The organism is Bacillus cereus group sp. MYBK195-1, assembly GCF_051916605.1.
GTDB lineage: Bacteria > Bacillota > Bacilli > Bacillales > Bacillaceae_G > Bacillus_A > Bacillus_A cereus.
Window position 1 is genome coordinate 574,672 of the sequence record NZ_JBQAGZ010000002.1, and the last position, 18,111, is coordinate 592,782.

Here is an 18,111-nt window from a genome sequence, read left to right on the forward strand (position 1 = left end):
CGTGCCAACAGTTGGATTAAATACAACGAGTACAAATCATATTCCGTTACAAGCAGGAGCGCAAAAAAGTAATGTACCTGTTAATGGTGTACAATCGCCAGTGCAACAAAGTAATGGAGTTTCAGCAGGAGCGCAAAAGACTCCTGGGGTAATGGGGAAAGATGATTTCTTAAAATTGTTTTTATCAAGTTTCCAACATCAAGATCCATTTAATGCGATGGATATGAATCAAATGATGAATCAGACAGCGCAGTTATCTCTTATGGAACAAGTACAGAATATGACGAAAGCAGTAGATAAGCTGCAATCAACGATGTATTCAACAGCACTTGATGGTGGAATGAAGTTTTTAGGGAAATACGTAAGAGGTGTTGACGGTGACGGAAACAAAGTAACCGGTCAAGTAGAAACGGTTCGTCTTGCGGAAAATAACGATGTACAGCTCGTTATTAATAATAAAGTTGTCTCTCTTCGTTTCGTTGAGAGAGTGTCTGATAAACCGATTGGGGAAACGAATCCAGAAGACGCAAAGAAAGACGATCAAAAAGTAACTGAAGAAGTAAAAACTACAAATTCATAAGGAGTGTCCATACGTTATGATTAAAGCGTTATATACAAGTATTACAGGGATGAATGCAACACAAAATGCATTAAGTGTAACTTCAAATAATATTGCCAATGCACAAACAGTAGGTTATAAAAAACAAAAAGCAATGTTTGATGATTTACTATATAATAATTCGATTGGTGCAAAAGGTGACGGTAAATACGCAGGAACGAATCCGAAAAGTATTGGTAACGGTGTGAAAATGAGTGGTACGGTTACGGATTATAGTGATGGTACAATTACGTTAACAGGTGGCAAAACACAAGCAGCAATGGAAGGTAATGGTTTCTTCGTTGTAGGTGATTCAAAAGGCGGAAATATGGAATTTACTCGTAAAGGTACGTTTGGGATATCTTCAGATTACTATATTACGAATACTGAAGGTCAATACGTATTTGCCTACCCTGCAAATGAGGCAACTGGTGAAGTTGATTTATCTGGAATTCCAGGACCGTTGCAAATTCCAATGGGAACAGCAATTGGTGGTATTCGAACATCGAAAGGGACAATTAAAGGGAATATTCCAACTGGTGAAAAACAAATTACACAAGATTTACCTGTATATGATAATGCGGGGAATACATGGACAATGCGTGTAGAGTTTAAACAAACGAGTGAACATAACTATACATATAAAGTACAAATGCGCAATGACTCGAAAAAAGAAACAGAGTTTAAAGATGTTCCAGGTGCAGGTGGTAATATGACATTTGATGCTGTTGGAAATCCAAATCCGAAAGAGCAAGGAGCCAATATTCCATTTGATGGCGGTTCTATAAAATTAGACTTAAGCCATTTAACAAATCATCCAACAGATAAAACATTATCAGTAACAGACGTAGATGGTAGAGCTGCAGCGACGGTTAAAGATTGCTTCATTGCTGACGGTGGATACGTAATGGTAAAATATTCTGATGGAAGTATGAAATCTGCAGGTCAATTAGCTGTTGCGATGTTCCCGAACGAAGGCGGACTAATGAAAACAGGTAATGGTAACTATACAGCAACGAATACAACAGGTATTTTAGCTCTTGGTACATCTGGTCAAAACGGTGCGGGTAAAGTACGTGGTGGTGCACAAGAAGGTGCAAACGTAGATTTATCTGTAGAATTCGTTGACTTAATGTTATATCAACGCGGATTCCAAGGAAATGCGAAAGTTATTAAAGTTTCAGATGAAGTATTAAATGAAGTTGTAAACTTAATTCGATAATATATATCGCATGGAAAAAATGTAATGGAGTAGAAAGGGTTTTTTATTCGTATGACAAGACAAGAGCGAATTTTACAATTGCCTTTTTTCGAAAATAAACGTGAACTTGCCGAGCAAGTATTAAAAATAGAACGAGAAGAGCATGTATATTTACCAGATCAATTTGAAATTAAGCAAGTGCCTCCGTATTCATTTGGTGAAAAACAAGCAATCATTGGCCGTATCCATGAGTTTTATTTCATAAGTGTTGGTAGCGATACTGTTTGGAAGTATCAACTGTTTAAGGATGAGATGAAGTGTCGTGAGTTTTTTGTTATGTTGCCAAATATTACGGATCAGCAGATAGCGTTTTGGTTTAATAACATAGAGTTATTGAAAGGTTCTTAAAAGCACTTTTTAGGTTTTGAGAGAGGACCTGGCGATGTTTTGGAGCGGTTAGTGCCTAATAGAGTCCCGACCGATGTGTAAGACCAGAGATATGTAGCGTTACTAGAGTAGTGTGGTAGTGTAAGAAGTGGTAATATAAAATAGTTTTAAGTTAATTTAAGGTAGTTGTATATACGATTAGACTGAATTTCTATAAAAGGAGAGGTGAGGAGGATGGCGCAAAATAAGTATCGCGTTACATTCATTTCGCCGAGTGAGGTTGAGCAGCGAACTGTAATGGCGGCGAATAGTTTGCCAGATTTAATTCGTAAAGTAGAAAGTATTATCGCAGATCCAAACGGTTATTTTGTGAATGATAAAAAAAATAATTGTTATTTTAAAGTGATTAAAGAAAATGTTACGTTTATTCAATATGAGTTACTATTTTCGGATAAGGAAATTCATATTGAAAAATTAAAACATATAGCACCGGTAGTATTAAAGCGATTATTCGAAAAAATAAATGACCCGGAATTATATGCACTCGCGCTACTTGATGTTGATATAGCAACGAAAGAATATGTGCTAGCAGAAATGAATTCTGAGCTGAGAATAAGAGTAGAGACGGAGCTTTCGAAAAAATGGGAAGCAATGCCGACAGAAATTGTAGGTGCACAAGAAGTTTTATTAGAGGCACTTGCTTCGTTTATACAAGATTAATTGTTTTTTTATAAAATGAATCGTTCGACTATCTATATTTTTTATATAGGTAGTTGACTTTTTCTCTTTTATAAAGCTTAATAATTAGATATACGGAATTAATGGAAGGGGAGCGACACCTTTATGTCACAAGCACAAAGTATTTTATTAGAAAGCGGAACAAATGAATTAGAGATTGTTACGTACACTGTTGGTGAAAACCTATTTAGTATTAATGTAATGAAAGTACGTGAAATCATTAATCCATTCCCTGTTACAACTGTGCCAGAATCTCATCATGCAGTTGAAGGTGTTGTTCAAGTACGTGGTGAAATTTTACCTGTTATTAACTTAGCGATGGCTCTTAATTTAAAGTCAACAAAGCCACTTGATCAAACGAAATTTATCATCTCAGAATTAAACCAAATGAAAGTTATTTTCCGCGTGGATGAAGTGCATCGTATTCAACGTATTTCGTGGGAACAAATTGATGAACCAGCTTCATTATCTATGGGACTAGAAGAAACGACATCTGGTATTGTAAAACTAGATGGAAAAATCATCTTACTATTAGATTATGAAAAAATTGTATGTGAAATTAGCGGCACTGGTTATGACAATAAATCAATTGCAGGATTAGAACAAAAAACAGATCGAGCTGAAAAAGTAATTTACATTGCAGAAGATTCAGCGATGCTTCGCCAAATATTAGAAGAAACATTATCATCAGCTGGATATACAAAAATGAACTTCTTCAGCAATGGTGCAGAAGCGTTAGCGCAAATTGAAAAATTAGCGAAAGAGCAAGGCGAAAAAATGTTTGAGCATATTCACTTGCTAATTACGGATATTGAAATGCCAAAAATGGATGGACATCATTTAACGAAAGTGGTTAAGGATAGTGAAGTAATGAATCGTTTACCAGTCATTATTTTCTCTTCATTAATTACAAATGAATTATTCCATAAAGGTGAAGCTGTAGGAGCAAATGCTCAAGTAAGTAAGCCAGATATTCAAGAGCTAATTGGTTTAGTTGATAAGTTAGTGCTTTAAAAGCTTCTATTTAGCCGGAATAGAAGCTCTAGCTAAGTGTTGAGCGGTCAGTGCTTAATAGAGCCCTATGCGATGTTGAGACCAGAGATATGGAGTGGTTATAGGTAAGTAGAAGAGCTGGCGTATAACATTTTTCTATTTAGTAGGAATAGAGGAACTACTTATGTAAGGAAGTTTTCAGTGCTTAATAGAGTCTCATGCGATGTGAGTTCAGAGGTATGAAGTAGTTTTAGGTAAGTAGAAGTGAGACTTTGATTGAGGATTTGAAGACTGGGTTTATAACTCTATTCTGTTAGAGAGAGGAAGGAATTAGCCAATGCTACATATGGCTAATTCCTTTTTAGTATTCTATACTCTAAACTGGTAGAAAAATGAAAGGTTTCTTGGGTGTTTGTCGCTGTATGTGTGAATAATCTTCATTTAGAGATTTTTGATTTAAAAATATAAGCAAACGTATTTTCGATTGTTATTTTAGTAATATTTCGTGGTAACGCAAATTTTTTCGGTGAAAAAACATCCAAAATACCATATAATATAATTAAATGTAATTAATATGTAATTTTGCATATTAATAAAAAACATTTTCCAAATTTTTATACTTTCTATACATTTTTATATGTTTATTATTTGACAGATAATTTCGAACTGTTATAATATGGATATGTAAAAATTGCTATTTTCTTAAAAGACATGGAAGTCAGATGAGAATTGTGAAAGGATGAGGGGGAGTGGCACAGATTATGTATCACCACACAGCAATTAATGTATTAGGTCTTTTACAAAACATGTCAAATAATAAAATGAACGATATGCAACTAGAAGCGGAATTTAAAAAAATAGAAAAAGAATTCCAAGTAAAGTATGAAGAGTTAGTTGATTTACATAATAGAATGGTATTATTTCAAATAGATATAGAAAAAAATGGCGGGATGCGAGCATATGAAAAATCAGCAATTACATGGCTGAAGTCTGAACTAGAGCTACTGTATGAAGTGTATCAATTTTGTCAACGTCACGGTTTAAACATTTTAAATATTTCAAAATACGTAAGTAAAAATGAACTAAATCTTTTTCCAAAAACAGAAAGTCAATTGCAAAATACGTATTATAAATTAAAAAAACGTGAAATACCGTTTGAAAATATTGAAAAACAAAAACCAGGACGAAAGCGAAAATATATACCAGTAAAAGAGACAATCGTTGCAAGAAAACAAGAAAACGAGTACGAATTAAAAGAAGAAATCCAGCATAAAGAGGATGAAAAAAATCTTGTAACAGTTATATCTGGTATTGTTGATAACTTTGAAACAATTAATCAATGTAGTGAAAGGAAAGAAGACGAACTACATCAGTTTATGGAAGGTATTTATAAGCTTTCTAGCATGGCAGCAGGGCGTTCTAGAGAAGCAAAGAACACACGTAGTCTAGAAGATGAATTGCAGTCGTTACAACTAGAAAATGAAAGGCTAAAACGAGAGAAAGAAGAGCTTGTACAAGATATTAAAGGTATGACGCAGCTTTTAATTCATTTCATTACAAGTTCTGATATCGATCAAATTCGTAAATTACCAACTTTCGTACAAGATTGTAAAATGGAATTACATAAACTTGGGCTATATAATGCACAAGACGGAAAAATGAAAATAATGGTTGACCGTAGCGGACAAGTTATGACGGTAACACAGTAATAAAATTTGGGTACAAAATAAAAGGGAGATACATAGTTTATATGTATTTCCCTTTTGTTTTGTATGGAATCGTTCCAAAGAAGGAAGATTAATTTTTATGATTGTAGTAGTTTAGAGACCATTTGCGGAATTTGGTTCGCTTGTGAAACCATACTAAGTGCAACTTCAGTCAATAATTTGAACTTTAAAAAATCACTCATCTCCTGCGCCATGTCTGCATCTTCAATTAGAGATGCAGCATCTGTTAACGCCATACTTTGATTATTTAAATTTTCAATATTAAACTGTAAACGATTTATCATTGCACCAAGGTCGGCACGATGAAGTGACACACTTTGCAAAGCATCTTCAATTTTAAGAATCGCCGCTCTTGCTTCTTGTTCTTTTGAAATCTTGATGTCATGTTGTGTAGGGGAAGGGGGAATATGTTTCATCATATTTATTGTATGACCGATATCGTCTAATGTAATAGGGCGGTTTTGACTGTCAAATACGGATAAATCATTAAACTCAGTCGTCTCGCCAATATAGCCAATTTTTTTCTGTTAAAGACTGAAACTCTTTATTCAGCGAATGACAGTTTTTATTTGAATTTGTACCGTTTGAGGATTGAACGGCCAAATCACGCATACGCTGTAAAATATTCGTCACAGTTTGAAGGGCAGCTTCGGCCGTGCGAAGCATCGATATCGCATCCTCATTATTACGAATCGCCACGCGCATACCACTTGCTCTCGCATGCATACGAGTCACAATTGCAACATTAGCGGGATTATCAGAAGCATGGTTTAACTTCTTACCAGTCGCCAAATGCTCCATTACAACATTCATACGCTTTTCATTCTCATACAACGACTGCCTAGCATTCATACTTAAAACATTCGTACCAATACGCATAATAGACACTCCTTATAGATTGATATAGTTAGTGTTCTAAAGCTAATAAAAGGTCATGAAAAGATAAAAAGGCTTATGCTTATTTGCTGTTTGTGTTTTAACATAAGAGGGGATCAAGATAAGTACTAACCGCTTCTATGCACCGCAGATGCTCTCTCCCATCAAAAAAAAGAAGTTTTTATAAAAAATAAACCTCTCTGCAAGCAGAGAGGTTTATTCAGGAAACTAACTCAAATGGCTTATTGTAATAATTTAGAAACCATTTGTGGAGTTTGGTTTGCTTGAGAAAGCATGCTGATACCAGCCTCGTTCAAGATTTTGAACTTAGTCATCTCAGACATTTCTTTCGCCATGTCAGCGTCTTCGATTTGAGAAGCAGCTGAAGCCATAGAAGAAGATTGGCTCTTCAGGTTGTTTACGTTAAAGTCAAGACGGTTTAATGTAGCACCTAGAGTTGCACGGTTGTCAGCAACTGTTGTTAGAGCTTTATCAATTGCTTCGACAGCTTTTAAAGCATCTGCTTTGTTAGCTGCAGCTGTTGCTGTAGGAAGTGTAGCAGCATTTAAAGCATCTTTAATAGCTGTAATACCAGCATCTGCCTCAGTTGTTTTACCCTCTTGGAAAGCATTAAGAGCATCTTCTATATCTTTAGCTTGTCCTGCATCCATACCAGGTTTAATGTTAGTAAGAGCATCTTTAATAGTTTTGATATCCGTCGCAATAGTAGAACTAGTTTTTAAATTAGCAATTCCATTTGTTACAGCATCAAGGTCTTTTTGATCAATTACAGGAGCTGTAGCGCCACCAGCACTACCGATTGCAATTTTATCGATTCCTAATTTTTCAAGAGTAACTGCTTTTAAATTAATACCAATTTGTTGATCAGCGCTACTTGAATCAAGTGTTTGAATCTTAACTTCGCTATCTTCTTTTAATAAGTTCTTATCGTTAAATTGAGTATTGTCTGCAATGTAAGTGATTTGTTTTTGTAATTCAACAAATTCTTTTTGTAGTGCAGATTTGTTTGAATCAGTGTTTGTACCGTTAGCTGATTGGTTAGCAATGTCACGCATACGAAGTAAGATGTTAGATACTGAGTTCATTGCTGAGTCAGCTGTACGGATTAAAGACATACCGTCTTGTGTGTTGTTAGCTGCAACACCTAATCCGCTTTCACGTGCACGCATACGAGTTGCGATTGCAAGACCTGCTGCATCGTCAGAAGCATTGTTGATACGTTTACCACTTGATAGACGATCCATAGAATTGCTCATTTTTGATTGGTTTTGACGCATGTATTCTTGCGTACGTAAACTGTTAATGTTTGTATTAATTCTCATAATTAAGAACCCCCATTTTTTTATATTGACTTTTCTGCAAATTGAAAAACGGTAATATGCGAAAAAATCAATTTCGAGATTTATTGTAATCCCTGTCATAGCGGGTGTCAACTAAAAATTCGAATTAATAAATATAAAAAAATAACAGTTTAACAATATATTCATTTTTTTATTACATAATTATTAAAAGGATTATTGCAAACTTTAAAAAAAAACTCTAATATTAGATTATCTTTGTTTACCGAAAAGGTGATATTATGATAGTTGGAAATATAGTAAAAGAAGTGCTTGCATATAAGAAAGGACAAATTCAGCAAAAGCTAAGTAGTCCGCAAGCATTCGTTAGTAGTCGTTTTCAAGAGAAGTTGCAGAGTGAACCTGCGAAGGAGACGAAGGCTACTACGCAGCCGGCAAACATAGAAGATATGAGTCAGCCAGTACAATCTACGAAAATAGAAGCGGTTGTTAATAAGCCGGTAGAAACTATTAATAAAGTAGAGGAAGCGAGTAAGCCTGAAGAAAAGGCTGAAACGAAGAAAGCAGATGAGGTGCAAGTTGCGCAAAAAGAGTTTGAACGACGTTTCCTAGAAACGAAAAATGAGGCCGCTGATACGTGGGAATTAACGAAGAAGTATAATATTCAAAAAATACGTTCTTCCAATGAAGGCAAGTATGAGGATATTATTGATCGAGTAAGTCGTACATATGGAATTCCGAAAACGTTAATTCAAAAAATGATTGAAGTAGAGTCTAATTTTAATCCGAAAACGGTGTCACATGCAGGTGCGATGGGTCTTATGCAGCTTATGCCAGCGAATGTGAAGGAGATGGGTGTGAAGAATCCCTTTTCACCAGCTGAAAGTATTGAAGGTGGTGTGAAAGAGTTAAGCGGTTATTTAAAGAAAAATAACGGGGACTTAGTATTGGCACTTGCTTCTTATAATGCTGGTCCTGGCAATGTGAGAAAGTACGGAGGCGTACCGCCATTTAAAGAAACGCAAGGATATATTAAAAAAATATTAAATATCGACGTTTCAAAATAAGAAGTTTCATATATAGAGAGAACATGAAATTTTCGTGAACATGATATGGGAGTTGGCTAGATTTGAAATTACAAGATGATATTCCGTTAACAATTTATTTTGAAATCGGAAATACGAAAAAGAAAATTGAAGATCTGCTTCATATTACGAAAGGTACATTGTATCGTCTTGAAAATTCAACGAAAAATACGGTGCGTCTTATGCTTGAGAATGAAGAGATTGGAACCGGAAAGATTTTGACGAAGAATGGAAAGATGTACGTTGAAATCGTTGAATTGAAAAGGTAGGGAAGGGGATTGTCATGAGTGGCGAAAAATTAAGCCAAGAGCAAATTGATGCCCTGCTGAAGGCGGTAAATGAAGGCGAGGAAATGCCAGCTTTCGCACAAGAAGCAGGAAAGCAAGAGAAATTTCAAGAGTATGATTTTAATAGACCAGAGAAGTTCGGTGTTGAGCATTTACGTAGTTTGCAAGCGATTGCTTCTACGTTTGGGAAACAGACGTCACAGACGTTATCAGCGCGTATGCGTATTCCAATTGAACTAGAGCCTTCAACGGTTGAGCAAGTTCCATTTACGAGTGAGTATGTGGAGAAAATGCCGAAAGATTATTATTTATATTGTGTAATTGATCTCGGTTTACCAGAGCTTGGAGAAATTGTTATTGAGATTGATTTAGCATTCGTTATTTATATTCATGAATGTTGGCTTGGCGGAGATAGTAAGCGTAACTTTACGATGCGCAGACCGTTAACAGCATTTGAGTTTTTAACGCTTGATAATATATTCTTGCTTCTTTGTAAAAATTTAGAGCAATCATTTGAAAGTGTTGTTGCGATTGAACCGAAATTTGTAACGACGGAAACAGATCCGAATGCATTAAAGATTACGACAGCGAGCGATATCATTTCATTACTTAACGTAAATATGAAAACAGATTTTTGGAATACGACGGTGCGTATCGGGATTCCATTCTTATCTGTTGAAGAAATTATGGATAAGTTAACGTCTGAAAATATTGTCGAACATTCTTCAGACAAGCGTAAAAAGTATACGTCTGAAGTGGAAATGAAAGTAAATCAAGTGTACAAACCTGTTCACGTTGCGATTGGTGAGCAGAAAATGACAATGAGTGAGATTGAACAAATTGAAGAAGGCGATATTATTCCGCTTCATACGAAAGTTTCGGATGAATTACTTGGTTATGTAGATGGCAAGCATAAATTTAATTGTTTTATTGGAAAAGATGGAACGCGTAAGGCGCTCCTATTTAAAAGTTTTGTAGAGTAGGAGGATCCATATGAAGCATGAAGTATCTCCCGTGTCATTAATGGGATTAGAAGATTTTGCAGGAAAGCGAAATGAAGCAGGTAAAGCACATATTGATACTGTTTCAGATATTTCGATTGAACTTGGTGTAAAGCTTGGAAAGTCATCTATTACACTTGGTGATGTAAAGCAGTTAAAAGTTGGCGATGTTCTTGAAGTAGAGAAAAACTTAGGACATAAAGTAGATGTGTATTTAAGTAATATGAAAGTCGGCATCGGTGAAGCAATCGTAATGGACGAGAAATTCGGTATTATCATTTCTGAAATTGAAGCTGATAAGAAACAAGCGGCGCTTATGAAAGCGCAAAGTCAAATGCAAGATAAAGAGTAGAGGAGGAGTCATATGTCGTATATGACGACCTTATTTCAAGTCGTTTTACTGTTTGGTGCGCTCGGCTACGGTGCATATTATATGACGAAAAAGACGCGCAAACAGCAGTTTTTTAAGCAGGGTGAAAATGGCCATATACAAGTAAAAGACGGCGTTTATTTAAATCATCAAACGAGTGCCTTTTTATTTGAAGTGGACGGAAAGCAAGTGTTCACTGTTATTAGTAATAACGGTGTGCAGTCTGTGCAATTAACCGGAACAGGAAATCAGTTTCAACAAGCACTAGAAGACGCGGTGAAGAGTGAAACGAAAAAAGTAGAGGATCCATCATGAGAATAAAGAAACAGTTATCATTATTAGCCGTTATTTTCGTATTTTCTATCGTTTTTTCAATTATTTTTGTAAATCCAGCGTATGCAGCCCCGAACGGTTTTATTAATTTCGAAAATGGGAAAGAGTTTACGAGTAATTCAAGTGTACAACTATTTGCGCTCGTTACCCTTTTATCATTATCTTCTTCTATCGTTCTATTATTTACACATTTTACTTATTTTATGATCGTTCTAGGGATTACACGTCAAGGACTTGGGGTAATGAATTTACCACCAAACCAAGTGCTTGTTGGACTTGCATTATTTTTATCACTCTTTACGATGCAGCCTGTACTTGGGCAACTGAAGAGTGATGTGTGGGATCCGATGACGAAAGAGAAAATAACAGTAAGTCAAGCTGCGGAAACGACAGCTCCTATTATGAAAGAATATATGTCAAAGCATACGTATAAGCATGATTTAAAAATGATGCTGAAAGTACGCGGAGAAGAGTTGCCGAAAGATTTGAAAGATCTTTCACTATTTACGCTCGTACCATCCTTTACGTTAACGCAAATTCAAAAAGGTTTACTAACAGGGATGTTCATTTATTTAGCGTTTGTATTTATAGATTTGATTATTAGTACACTTTTAATGTACCTCGGGATGATGATGGTACCGCCGATGATTTTAAGTTTACCGTTTAAAATACTCGTTTTCGTATATTTAGGTGGATATACAAAAATCGTCGACATTATGTTTAAAACGGTCGCCTGAAGCGTTTGATGCTATGTGATAGGAGTCATATAAATGAATACGTCACCAATTATAGATATTTTTCAAACCTTTTTTTATAAAGGGGTTATGATTTTAATGCCGGTTGCCGGCGTAAGTATGATTGTCGTTATTATCATCGCTGTCATTATGGCGATGATGCAAATTCAAGAGCAAACGCTGACGTTTTTACCGAAAATGGCGAGTATTGTCCTCGTTATTATCATTTTAGGTCCGTGGATGTTCCAAGAGTTAACGACACTTATTTTAGATTTATTTGATAAAATCCCATCGCTATTGCGTTCGTACTAAGATAGGTGAACTGAAATGAATATGGAATTATGGGCGGCAACGTTTTTTGCGTTTTGCCGCATTACTTCATTTTTATATTTTTTACCGTTTTTCTCAGGACGATCCATTCCAGCAATGGCGAAGGTTACAGTTGGACTTGCTCTTTCAATTACAGTGGCTGATCAAGTGGATGTCTCTCACATCAAGACAGTTTGGGACGTTGCAGCTTATGCAGGAACGCAAATTGTAATTGGATTATCACTTTCAAAAATTGTAGAAATGTTGTGGAACATTCCGAAAATGGCCGGGCATATTTTAGACTTTGATATCGGTTTATCACAAGCAAGTTTGTTTGATGTAAATGCGGGTTCACAGTCTACTTTACTATCAACCATTTTTGATATATTTTTTCTCATTATTTTTATTTCACTTGGCGGCATTAATTATTTCGTTGCCACGATTTTAAAGTCGTTTCAATATACAGAGGCGATTTCAAAATTGCTGACGACTAGTTTTTTAGATAGTCTACTCGCAACGCTATTATTTGCGATCACATCAGCGGTTGAAATTGCTCTTCCGCTTATGGGAAGTTTATTCATCATTAACTTTGTTCTAATTTTAATTGCAAAAAACGCTCCGCAATTAAACGTTTTTATGAATGCATACGTAATTAAAATTACATGTGGTATTTTGTTTATTGCGATGAGTGTACCGATGCTCGGTTATGTGTTTAAAAATATGACGGATGTATTACTTGAAGAATATACGAAACTATTTAACTTTTTCTTAACGAAGTAGGGGGACGCGCATGGCAAAGGATAATAAAACAGAAAAGGCCACCCCGCAGAAGCGTAAAAAATCGCGTGAAGAAGGGAATATTGCCCGGAGTAAAGATTTAAATAATTTATTTTCCATTCTCGTATTAGCAGTTGTCGTTTATTTCTTCGGAGATTGGCTAGGGTATGAGATTGCGAATTCCGTAGCGGTGCTGTTTGATCAAATTGGAAAAAATACAGATTCAACCGAGTATTTTTATTTAATGGGGATTTTATTACTGAAAGTATCGGCTCCGATATTAATACTCGTATACGCTTTTCATTTATTCAATTATATGATTCAAGTCGGGTTCCTATTTTCTTCTAAAGTCATTAAACCGAAAGCATCACGTATTAATCCGAAAAACTATTTCACGAGACTGTTTAGTCGTAAAAGTTTAGTAGATATTTTGAAATCACTGTTTTATATGGGATTAATCGGTTACGTCGCTTACGTTCTTTTTAAAAAGAATTTAGAGAAAATCGTGAGCATGATTGGATTTAACTGGACTGCGTCACTTACTGAAATTATTAGGCAAATTAAATTTATTTTCTTAGCAATTTTAATTATTTTAATCGTTCTTTCTATTATTGATTTCATTTATCAAAAATGGGAGTACGAGCAAGATATTAAGATGAAAAAAGAAGAAGTGAAACAAGAGCATAAAGATAATGAAGGGGACCCGCAAGTAAAAGGGAAACGAAAAAACTTTATGCATGCAATCTTGCAAGGAACAATTGCGAAGAAGATGGATGGCGCAACATTTATTGTAAACAACCCGACTCATATTTCGGTCGTACTTCGTTACAATAAACACGTTGATGCAGCACCAATTGTCGTTGCAAAAGGGGAAGATGAGCTCGCATTATATATACGAACGCTTGCCCGTGAACAAGAAATACCAATGGTGGAAAACCGTCCGCTTGCTCGTTCTTTATATTATCAAGTCGAGGAAGATGAGACGATTCCAGAAGATTTATACGTAGCTGTAATTGAAGTTATGCGCTATTTAATTCAGACGAACGAACTTGAAGTATAATAGCGCGTTTGGAGGAGATCTCTTTGTTTAAGATAGAGTCTGCAAGAACCTATTTTTCTATCTTTTTAGCAGCGTCATTCGTAGTGGCGCTCTTAATTCCACTTCCACCATTTATACTTGATATCATTATCGTTTTTCTACTAAGTATGTCAGTGCTTATTTATATGCGAGCGACAAGTATTAACGAGTGGGATGAATTAAAGTCATTTCCAACGATGTTGTTATTAATCGGGATTTTCCGCGTATCGATTAACGTTTCGACGACGCGAGCGATTTTGACAGATGGAAATGCAGGTCATGTTATTGAAGAGTTCGGCCAGTTCGTAATTGGCGGAAACTTATTAATTGGTATCGTTATTTTTACAGTATTAATCATATTCCAGTTTATCGTTGCAAACGGTGCGTCTCGTACAGCTGAAGTTGCAGCTCGTTTTACACTTGATTCTTTACCAGGGAAACAAATGTCTATCGATGCTGATTTAAACCAGCGTATTATTTCAGAAAAAGATGCACAAGCAAAACGAAAAAAATTAAATATGGAAACAGAGTTTTACGGAGCGATGGATGGTGCCGGAAAGTTCATTAAAGGGGACGTTATTTTCGGGATCGTCATTTTATTCGTAAACATTATTTTTGGCTTAATTGTCGGAATGATGCAGCAAGGCATGAGCTTTGGTGAAGCGGCTCTTCATTACACGCAGCTAACTGTCGGGGACGGAATCGTAAACCAAATTGGATCGCTTATGCTTGCGATTTCAACTGGTATTATCGTAACTCGTGTATTTGACGGTTCACCGGATACCGTAACAGAAGGTATCTTTAAAGAGTTATTAGCGCATGAAGTCGTTGTATATGCGCTCGGTGGTTTATTTATCGCAATGGGTATTTTTACTCCGCTACCGTTTCTACCATTCGCACTCGTTGGCGGAACAATTATCTTCTTAGGAATTCGTAATAAAAATCGAATAAAGAAAGAAAAAGAAGACGAGCTTCAAAAAGAAATAGAAATGATCCAAGGCGAAGATGAGCAACTGCAACAAGTGGAAGATTCATTCGGAGTATTTACGGATAAATATCCAATTATAGTAGAACTCGGTTTAGATTTAGCAGCACTTGTAAAGCAGAAAATTAACGGGGAAACAGCTCGTGATAAAGTTGTTCTTATGAGGAAGTCGATTATTACTGACCTTGGTATTAACGTTCCTGGAATTAACTTTAAAGATAATACGAGCTTTAGACCACGCGGACGTTACATTATTCGAATTAAGGGTGCGAAGGCGGCTGAAGGTGTTTTAAAATCAGGTTATTTATTAGCATTAAAAACACCAAACGTAATGGCTGATTTAGATGCAGAGCCAGCGAAAGATCCAATTTTTGGTGAAGATGGATATTGGATTTTAGAGCATATGGTGCAAGATGCACAAATGAAAGGCTATCAAGTGTTAGAGCCACTTAGCATATTAATTACACATTTAGATGTTGTAGTTAGACGTAATCTTCATGAATTAATTCAGCGCCAACATGTAAAAGACTTAATTAACTCGCTTGAAAATGATAATGGCGTTCTATTAGAAGAGATTAAGAAGAAAGAAATTGATTTATCACTCGTTCAAAATGTTATTAAACAACTTCTAAAAGAAGGTATTTCTATTCGTGATTTACCAACAATTATTGAAGGTATTATTGACGGCAAAGAAATTTATCAAAACCACGTTGATGGTGTGACATCATTTGTTCGTGAATGTATTTCAAAAGTTATTTGTGAAAATGCGAAAAATCCAGACGGAAAAATATATGCAGCGCTCTTCTCTGATTCAATTGAGTTAGATGCGGATGTTGTGAATAATTCATATCAAGGTTACTTATTAAACTGGGATTTAGATTTAGAAACACGTGTCGTTGAGCAAGTGCAGCGCGTCTTTAAGCAAGCACGTTTAATGGGAAGAGAGCCAGTGTTATTAACACGTAGAAAAGATTTTAGATTTGCGATTGTAAGACTGCTAGAACGTTATCAAGTGGAAGCACAAGTACTTTGTATTAGTGAATTAGCACCAGAAATTGTTGTGGATCAAATTGCCTATATTGAATAGTAGGGGGTGAAGTAATGGAAAGTACAGAAAAGAAAGAAGCGTTAATGCGAATAAAAGCAGCTTCGAAAAATGAATTGTATCGAAAGTTATTTGACCAATATGGTACAGATTATTATTATGTTGTCGATGAAAGTGTAAAACGAAATATACCGTTTTTTTGGAAAAAGGATTATGAAATGTTAGTTGCTTTTCCAGAAGAAAAACAGGAAGAAGTGAATGAAGGTACAGCTCAATTTCATGAACAGTTAATGGATGTTGTGAATGATCCTTCAGAACAAATTGTGAAGGCGAATGGAATTCAATCAGTACTGCACAATTTAGAAAACGTAACGACTTCTATGTCATACGCGGCGATGCAAACAGGAAATAGTGAAGAATGGGCAAGAAAAAAAGAGAAACTATTAAAGCTGTTTGAAAAAGGAATCGTCGTTGTGAAACCGATGAAAGAAACGGAAGTAACGAAAGTAACGAAAAAGAAAAAAGTTGTGAAACAAGTCGTTCCAGTAAAGAAAGAAGAAGTAGTTCCAAAGAAAGAAAATCAAGAATCTGTACCGTTTATTATTCAAAAAGTAATTCGGATGCTAGAACAAAACGATGTGGAACAATATTTCATTCATGCATATGCTGAAAAGTTAAAAATAAAGTTTGAAAATGCAACGATGATTACGGAAGAAGAAGTTATCAGGTACATATTGGAAGATATGAAATCTCATTTCAATACGGAAAACGTCTTTGAAAAAGAAGTACAAACAATTGCATTAATCGGTCCAACTGGCGTTGGTAAAACGACGACACTCGCGAAAATGGCATGGCAATTTCACGGTAAGAAAAAAACAGTTGGTTTTATAACGACAGATCATTCGCGCATAGGAACAGTACAGCAATTGCAAGATAACGTAAAGACAATTGGATCTGAAGTAATTGCTGTGCGTGATGAAGCTGCAATGACAAGAGCGCTTACGTATTTTAAAGAAGAAGCACGCGTCGATTATATTTTAATTGATACAGCAGGGAAAAATTATCGTACGTCAGAAACAGTGGAAGAAATGATTGAAACGATGGGACAAGTAGAACCAGATTATATTTGTTTAACGTTATCAGCTTCAATGAAAAGTAAAGATATGATTGAAATTATTACAAACTTTAAAGATATTCATATAGATGGTATTGTGTTTACGAAATTTGATGAAACAGCAAGTAGTGGCGAATTGTTGAAAATTCCAGCAGTATCATCAGCTCCTATTGTATTAATGACAGATGGCCAAGACATAAAGAAAAATATACATATCGCTACAGCTGAACATTTAGCAAAACAAATGTTACAAACATCGTAGAAAAGAGGTGAAGAATAAGGCGCTTGCCTTATTCAAACGAATATGAACGGTCTTTATATAGGTTCTATGGGCATGATGAATTACATGCAGCGCATTAATGTTCATTCGAATAACGTTGCAAATGCTCAAACGACAGGATTTAAAGCAGAAAATATGACGTCTAAAGTATTTGATGTACAAGACACATATCGCCGCGGAGATGGGGCGGTAACAAATATCGGTTCGGTCGATTACGCTGTAGTACCAGCTGCGACGCATGTGAATTTAGTACAAGGAAATATACAAATGACAAATAGCGCTACAGATTTCTTTTTAGATGACGGCGCGGCCGGCACAACATCATTTTTCGTTACTTCTAAAAATGATGAAACGTTTTTAACGAGAGATGGTAGTTTCACATTAAATAGTGATCGTTATTTACAAACGTCATCTGGTGCTTTCGTAATGGGAGAGAATAATGAGCGTATTCGTATCCCAGAAGGAGCAAAGGTTGCTGTACAAGCAGACGGTACATTATATGATGAAGTAACACAAAATAATATTGGTCGTTTGCAAACAAAAACAGTAGATGCAGAAACGAATGCACGTCTCGTGCAACGTGAAAACAAAAGCTTTACACTAGCAGAAGGAAACATTGCTAATTTACCGAACGGAACAGGAATAGTAAAAAATCATATGCTAGAAAATTCAAATGTAGATATGACGAAAGAGATGGCAGATCTTATGACAGATCAAAAGATGATCCAAGCATCACAGCGTGTTATGACGTCATTTGATAAAATTTATGAAAAAGAAGCGAATGAAATATTGAGATAGTGGACTCCTAATAAAGGAGTCTTTTATTAATTTTAAATTTCAGAATTATCAATTGACTTTATGGAGCTTCTTTTTT

The 18,111-nt window shown here is 35.6% G+C and carries 19 protein-coding genes and 1 pseudogene; 18 read left to right on the plus strand and 2 right to left on the minus strand.

All coding sequences use genetic code 11. From position 1 onward, the window contains the following. Position 1: 1 nt before the first annotated feature. From ACTFRY_RS12650 to ACTFRY_RS12675, 6 genes are all read left to right on the plus strand, one after another. A complete protein-coding gene (locus ACTFRY_RS12650; protein ID WP_001143462.1) occupies positions 2-580 on the plus strand; it encodes a flagellar hook assembly protein FlgD in 579 nt (192 codons plus the stop codon). A 16-nt stretch (positions 581-596) separates the two neighbouring features. Continuing rightward, complete coding sequence (locus ACTFRY_RS12655) at positions 597-1,820, plus strand: flagellar hook protein FlgE (RefSeq protein ID WP_000588321.1); 1,224 nt, start codon at positions 597-599, stop codon at positions 1,818-1,820. A gap of 51 nt (positions 1,821-1,871) precedes the next feature. After that, positions 1,872-2,207 (plus strand): DUF3964 family protein, encoded by a 336-nt coding sequence (locus ACTFRY_RS12660; protein ID WP_000198169.1) that lies wholly within the window; start codon positions 1,872-1,874, stop codon positions 2,205-2,207. A gap of 213 nt (positions 2,208-2,420) precedes the next feature. After that, positions 2,421-2,906, plus strand: a complete 486-nt coding sequence (locus tag ACTFRY_RS12665) for a hypothetical protein (protein ID WP_000068301.1) — start codon at positions 2,421-2,423, stop codon at positions 2,904-2,906. 123 nt (positions 2,907-3,029) lie between these two features. Then, entirely contained in the window at positions 3,030-3,938 is a 909-nt protein-coding gene (locus ACTFRY_RS12670) for a chemotaxis protein (RefSeq protein WP_000075943.1), read from the plus strand. Positions 3,939-4,678: 740 nt separating this feature from the next. Then, positions 4,679-5,626 (plus strand): DNA-binding domain-containing protein, encoded by a 948-nt coding sequence (locus ACTFRY_RS12675; RefSeq protein WP_025967100.1) that lies wholly within the window; start codon positions 4,679-4,681, stop codon positions 5,624-5,626. A 95-nt stretch (positions 5,627-5,721) separates the two neighbouring features. Here the strand turns inward: ACTFRY_RS12675 and ACTFRY_RS12680 are convergent. Together ACTFRY_RS12680 and ACTFRY_RS12685 are read right to left on the minus strand one after the other, a co-directional pair. Then, a pseudogene (locus tag ACTFRY_RS12680) lies at positions 5,722-6,523 on the minus strand (flagellin N-terminal helical domain-containing protein). 239 nt (positions 6,524-6,762) lie between these two features. Next, the gene (locus ACTFRY_RS12685) at positions 6,763-7,863 is read right to left on the minus strand and encodes a flagellin N-terminal helical domain-containing protein (RefSeq protein ID WP_069604196.1); all 1,101 of its coding nucleotides are present in this window, start codon (positions 7,861-7,863) and stop codon (positions 6,763-6,765) included. Between the two features lie 257 nt (positions 7,864-8,120). Here ACTFRY_RS12685 and ACTFRY_RS12690 point away from each other — a divergent pair, with 257 nt between their 5' ends. The 12 genes from ACTFRY_RS12690 to ACTFRY_RS12745 all read left to right on the plus strand — a co-directional run bounded on the left by ACTFRY_RS12690 (position 8,121) and on the right by ACTFRY_RS12745 (position 18,035). After that, complete coding sequence (locus ACTFRY_RS12690) at positions 8,121-8,906, plus strand: lytic transglycosylase domain-containing protein (RefSeq protein WP_098616253.1); 786 nt, start codon at positions 8,121-8,123, stop codon at positions 8,904-8,906. Between the two features lie 62 nt (positions 8,907-8,968). Continuing rightward, positions 8,969-9,193 carry a flagellar motor switch protein FliN gene (locus ACTFRY_RS12695; protein WP_000775712.1) on the plus strand — a complete coding sequence of 75 codons (225 nt, stop codon included), beginning with the start codon at positions 8,969-8,971 and terminating at the stop codon, positions 9,191-9,193. Positions 9,194-9,207: 14 nt separating this feature from the next. Then, a complete protein-coding gene (fliM, locus tag ACTFRY_RS12700) occupies positions 9,208-10,194 on the plus strand; it encodes a flagellar motor switch protein FliM (RefSeq protein ID WP_000012356.1) in 987 nt (328 codons plus the stop codon). Between the two features lie 10 nt (positions 10,195-10,204). Beyond that, positions 10,205-10,564 (plus strand): flagellar motor switch protein FliN, encoded by a 360-nt coding sequence (fliN, locus tag ACTFRY_RS12705; protein ID WP_000680010.1) that lies wholly within the window; start codon positions 10,205-10,207, stop codon positions 10,562-10,564. Positions 10,565-10,576: 12 nt separating this feature from the next. Beyond that, positions 10,577-10,897 carry a hypothetical protein gene (locus tag ACTFRY_RS12710; protein WP_000121176.1) on the plus strand — a complete coding sequence of 107 codons (321 nt, stop codon included), beginning with the start codon at positions 10,577-10,579 and terminating at the stop codon, positions 10,895-10,897. Further along, positions 10,894-11,652 carry a flagellar type III secretion system pore protein FliP gene (locus tag ACTFRY_RS12715; RefSeq protein ID WP_001220582.1) on the plus strand — a complete coding sequence of 253 codons (759 nt, stop codon included), beginning with the start codon at positions 10,894-10,896 and terminating at the stop codon, positions 11,650-11,652. The genes ACTFRY_RS12710 and ACTFRY_RS12715 overlap by 4 nt, the downstream gene beginning before the upstream one ends. 33 nt (positions 11,653-11,685) lie before the next feature. Next, positions 11,686-11,961: a flagellar biosynthetic protein FliQ gene (locus ACTFRY_RS12720; protein ID WP_001098085.1), complete on the plus strand. Its 276-nt coding sequence runs from the start codon at positions 11,686-11,688 to the stop codon at positions 11,959-11,961. Positions 11,962-11,976: 15 nt separating this feature from the next. Further along, on the plus strand, positions 11,977-12,738 hold the full coding sequence (locus ACTFRY_RS12725; protein ID WP_001055718.1) for a flagellar biosynthetic protein FliR: 762 nt from the start codon (positions 11,977-11,979) through the stop codon (positions 12,736-12,738). 10 nt (positions 12,739-12,748) lie between these two features. Further along, positions 12,749-13,795: a flagellar type III secretion system protein FlhB gene (flhB, locus tag ACTFRY_RS12730; protein ID WP_001040114.1), complete on the plus strand. Its 1,047-nt coding sequence runs from the start codon at positions 12,749-12,751 to the stop codon at positions 13,793-13,795. A gap of 23 nt (positions 13,796-13,818) precedes the next feature. Next, positions 13,819-15,885 carry a flagellar biosynthesis protein FlhA gene (gene flhA / locus ACTFRY_RS12735; RefSeq protein ID WP_000472589.1) on the plus strand — a complete coding sequence of 689 codons (2,067 nt, stop codon included), beginning with the start codon at positions 13,819-13,821 and terminating at the stop codon, positions 15,883-15,885. Between the two features lie 14 nt (positions 15,886-15,899). Beyond that, positions 15,900-17,219, plus strand: coding sequence for a flagellar biosynthesis protein FlhF (gene flhF, locus ACTFRY_RS12740; protein WP_000446174.1), 1,320 nt, complete (start codon positions 15,900-15,902; stop codon positions 17,217-17,219). 42 nt (positions 17,220-17,261) lie between these two features. Then, positions 17,262-18,035, plus strand: a complete 774-nt coding sequence (locus tag ACTFRY_RS12745; protein ID WP_001013935.1) for a flagellar basal-body rod protein FlgG — start codon at positions 17,262-17,264, stop codon at positions 18,033-18,035. The last annotated feature ends 76 nt before the right edge of the window (positions 18,036-18,111 follow it).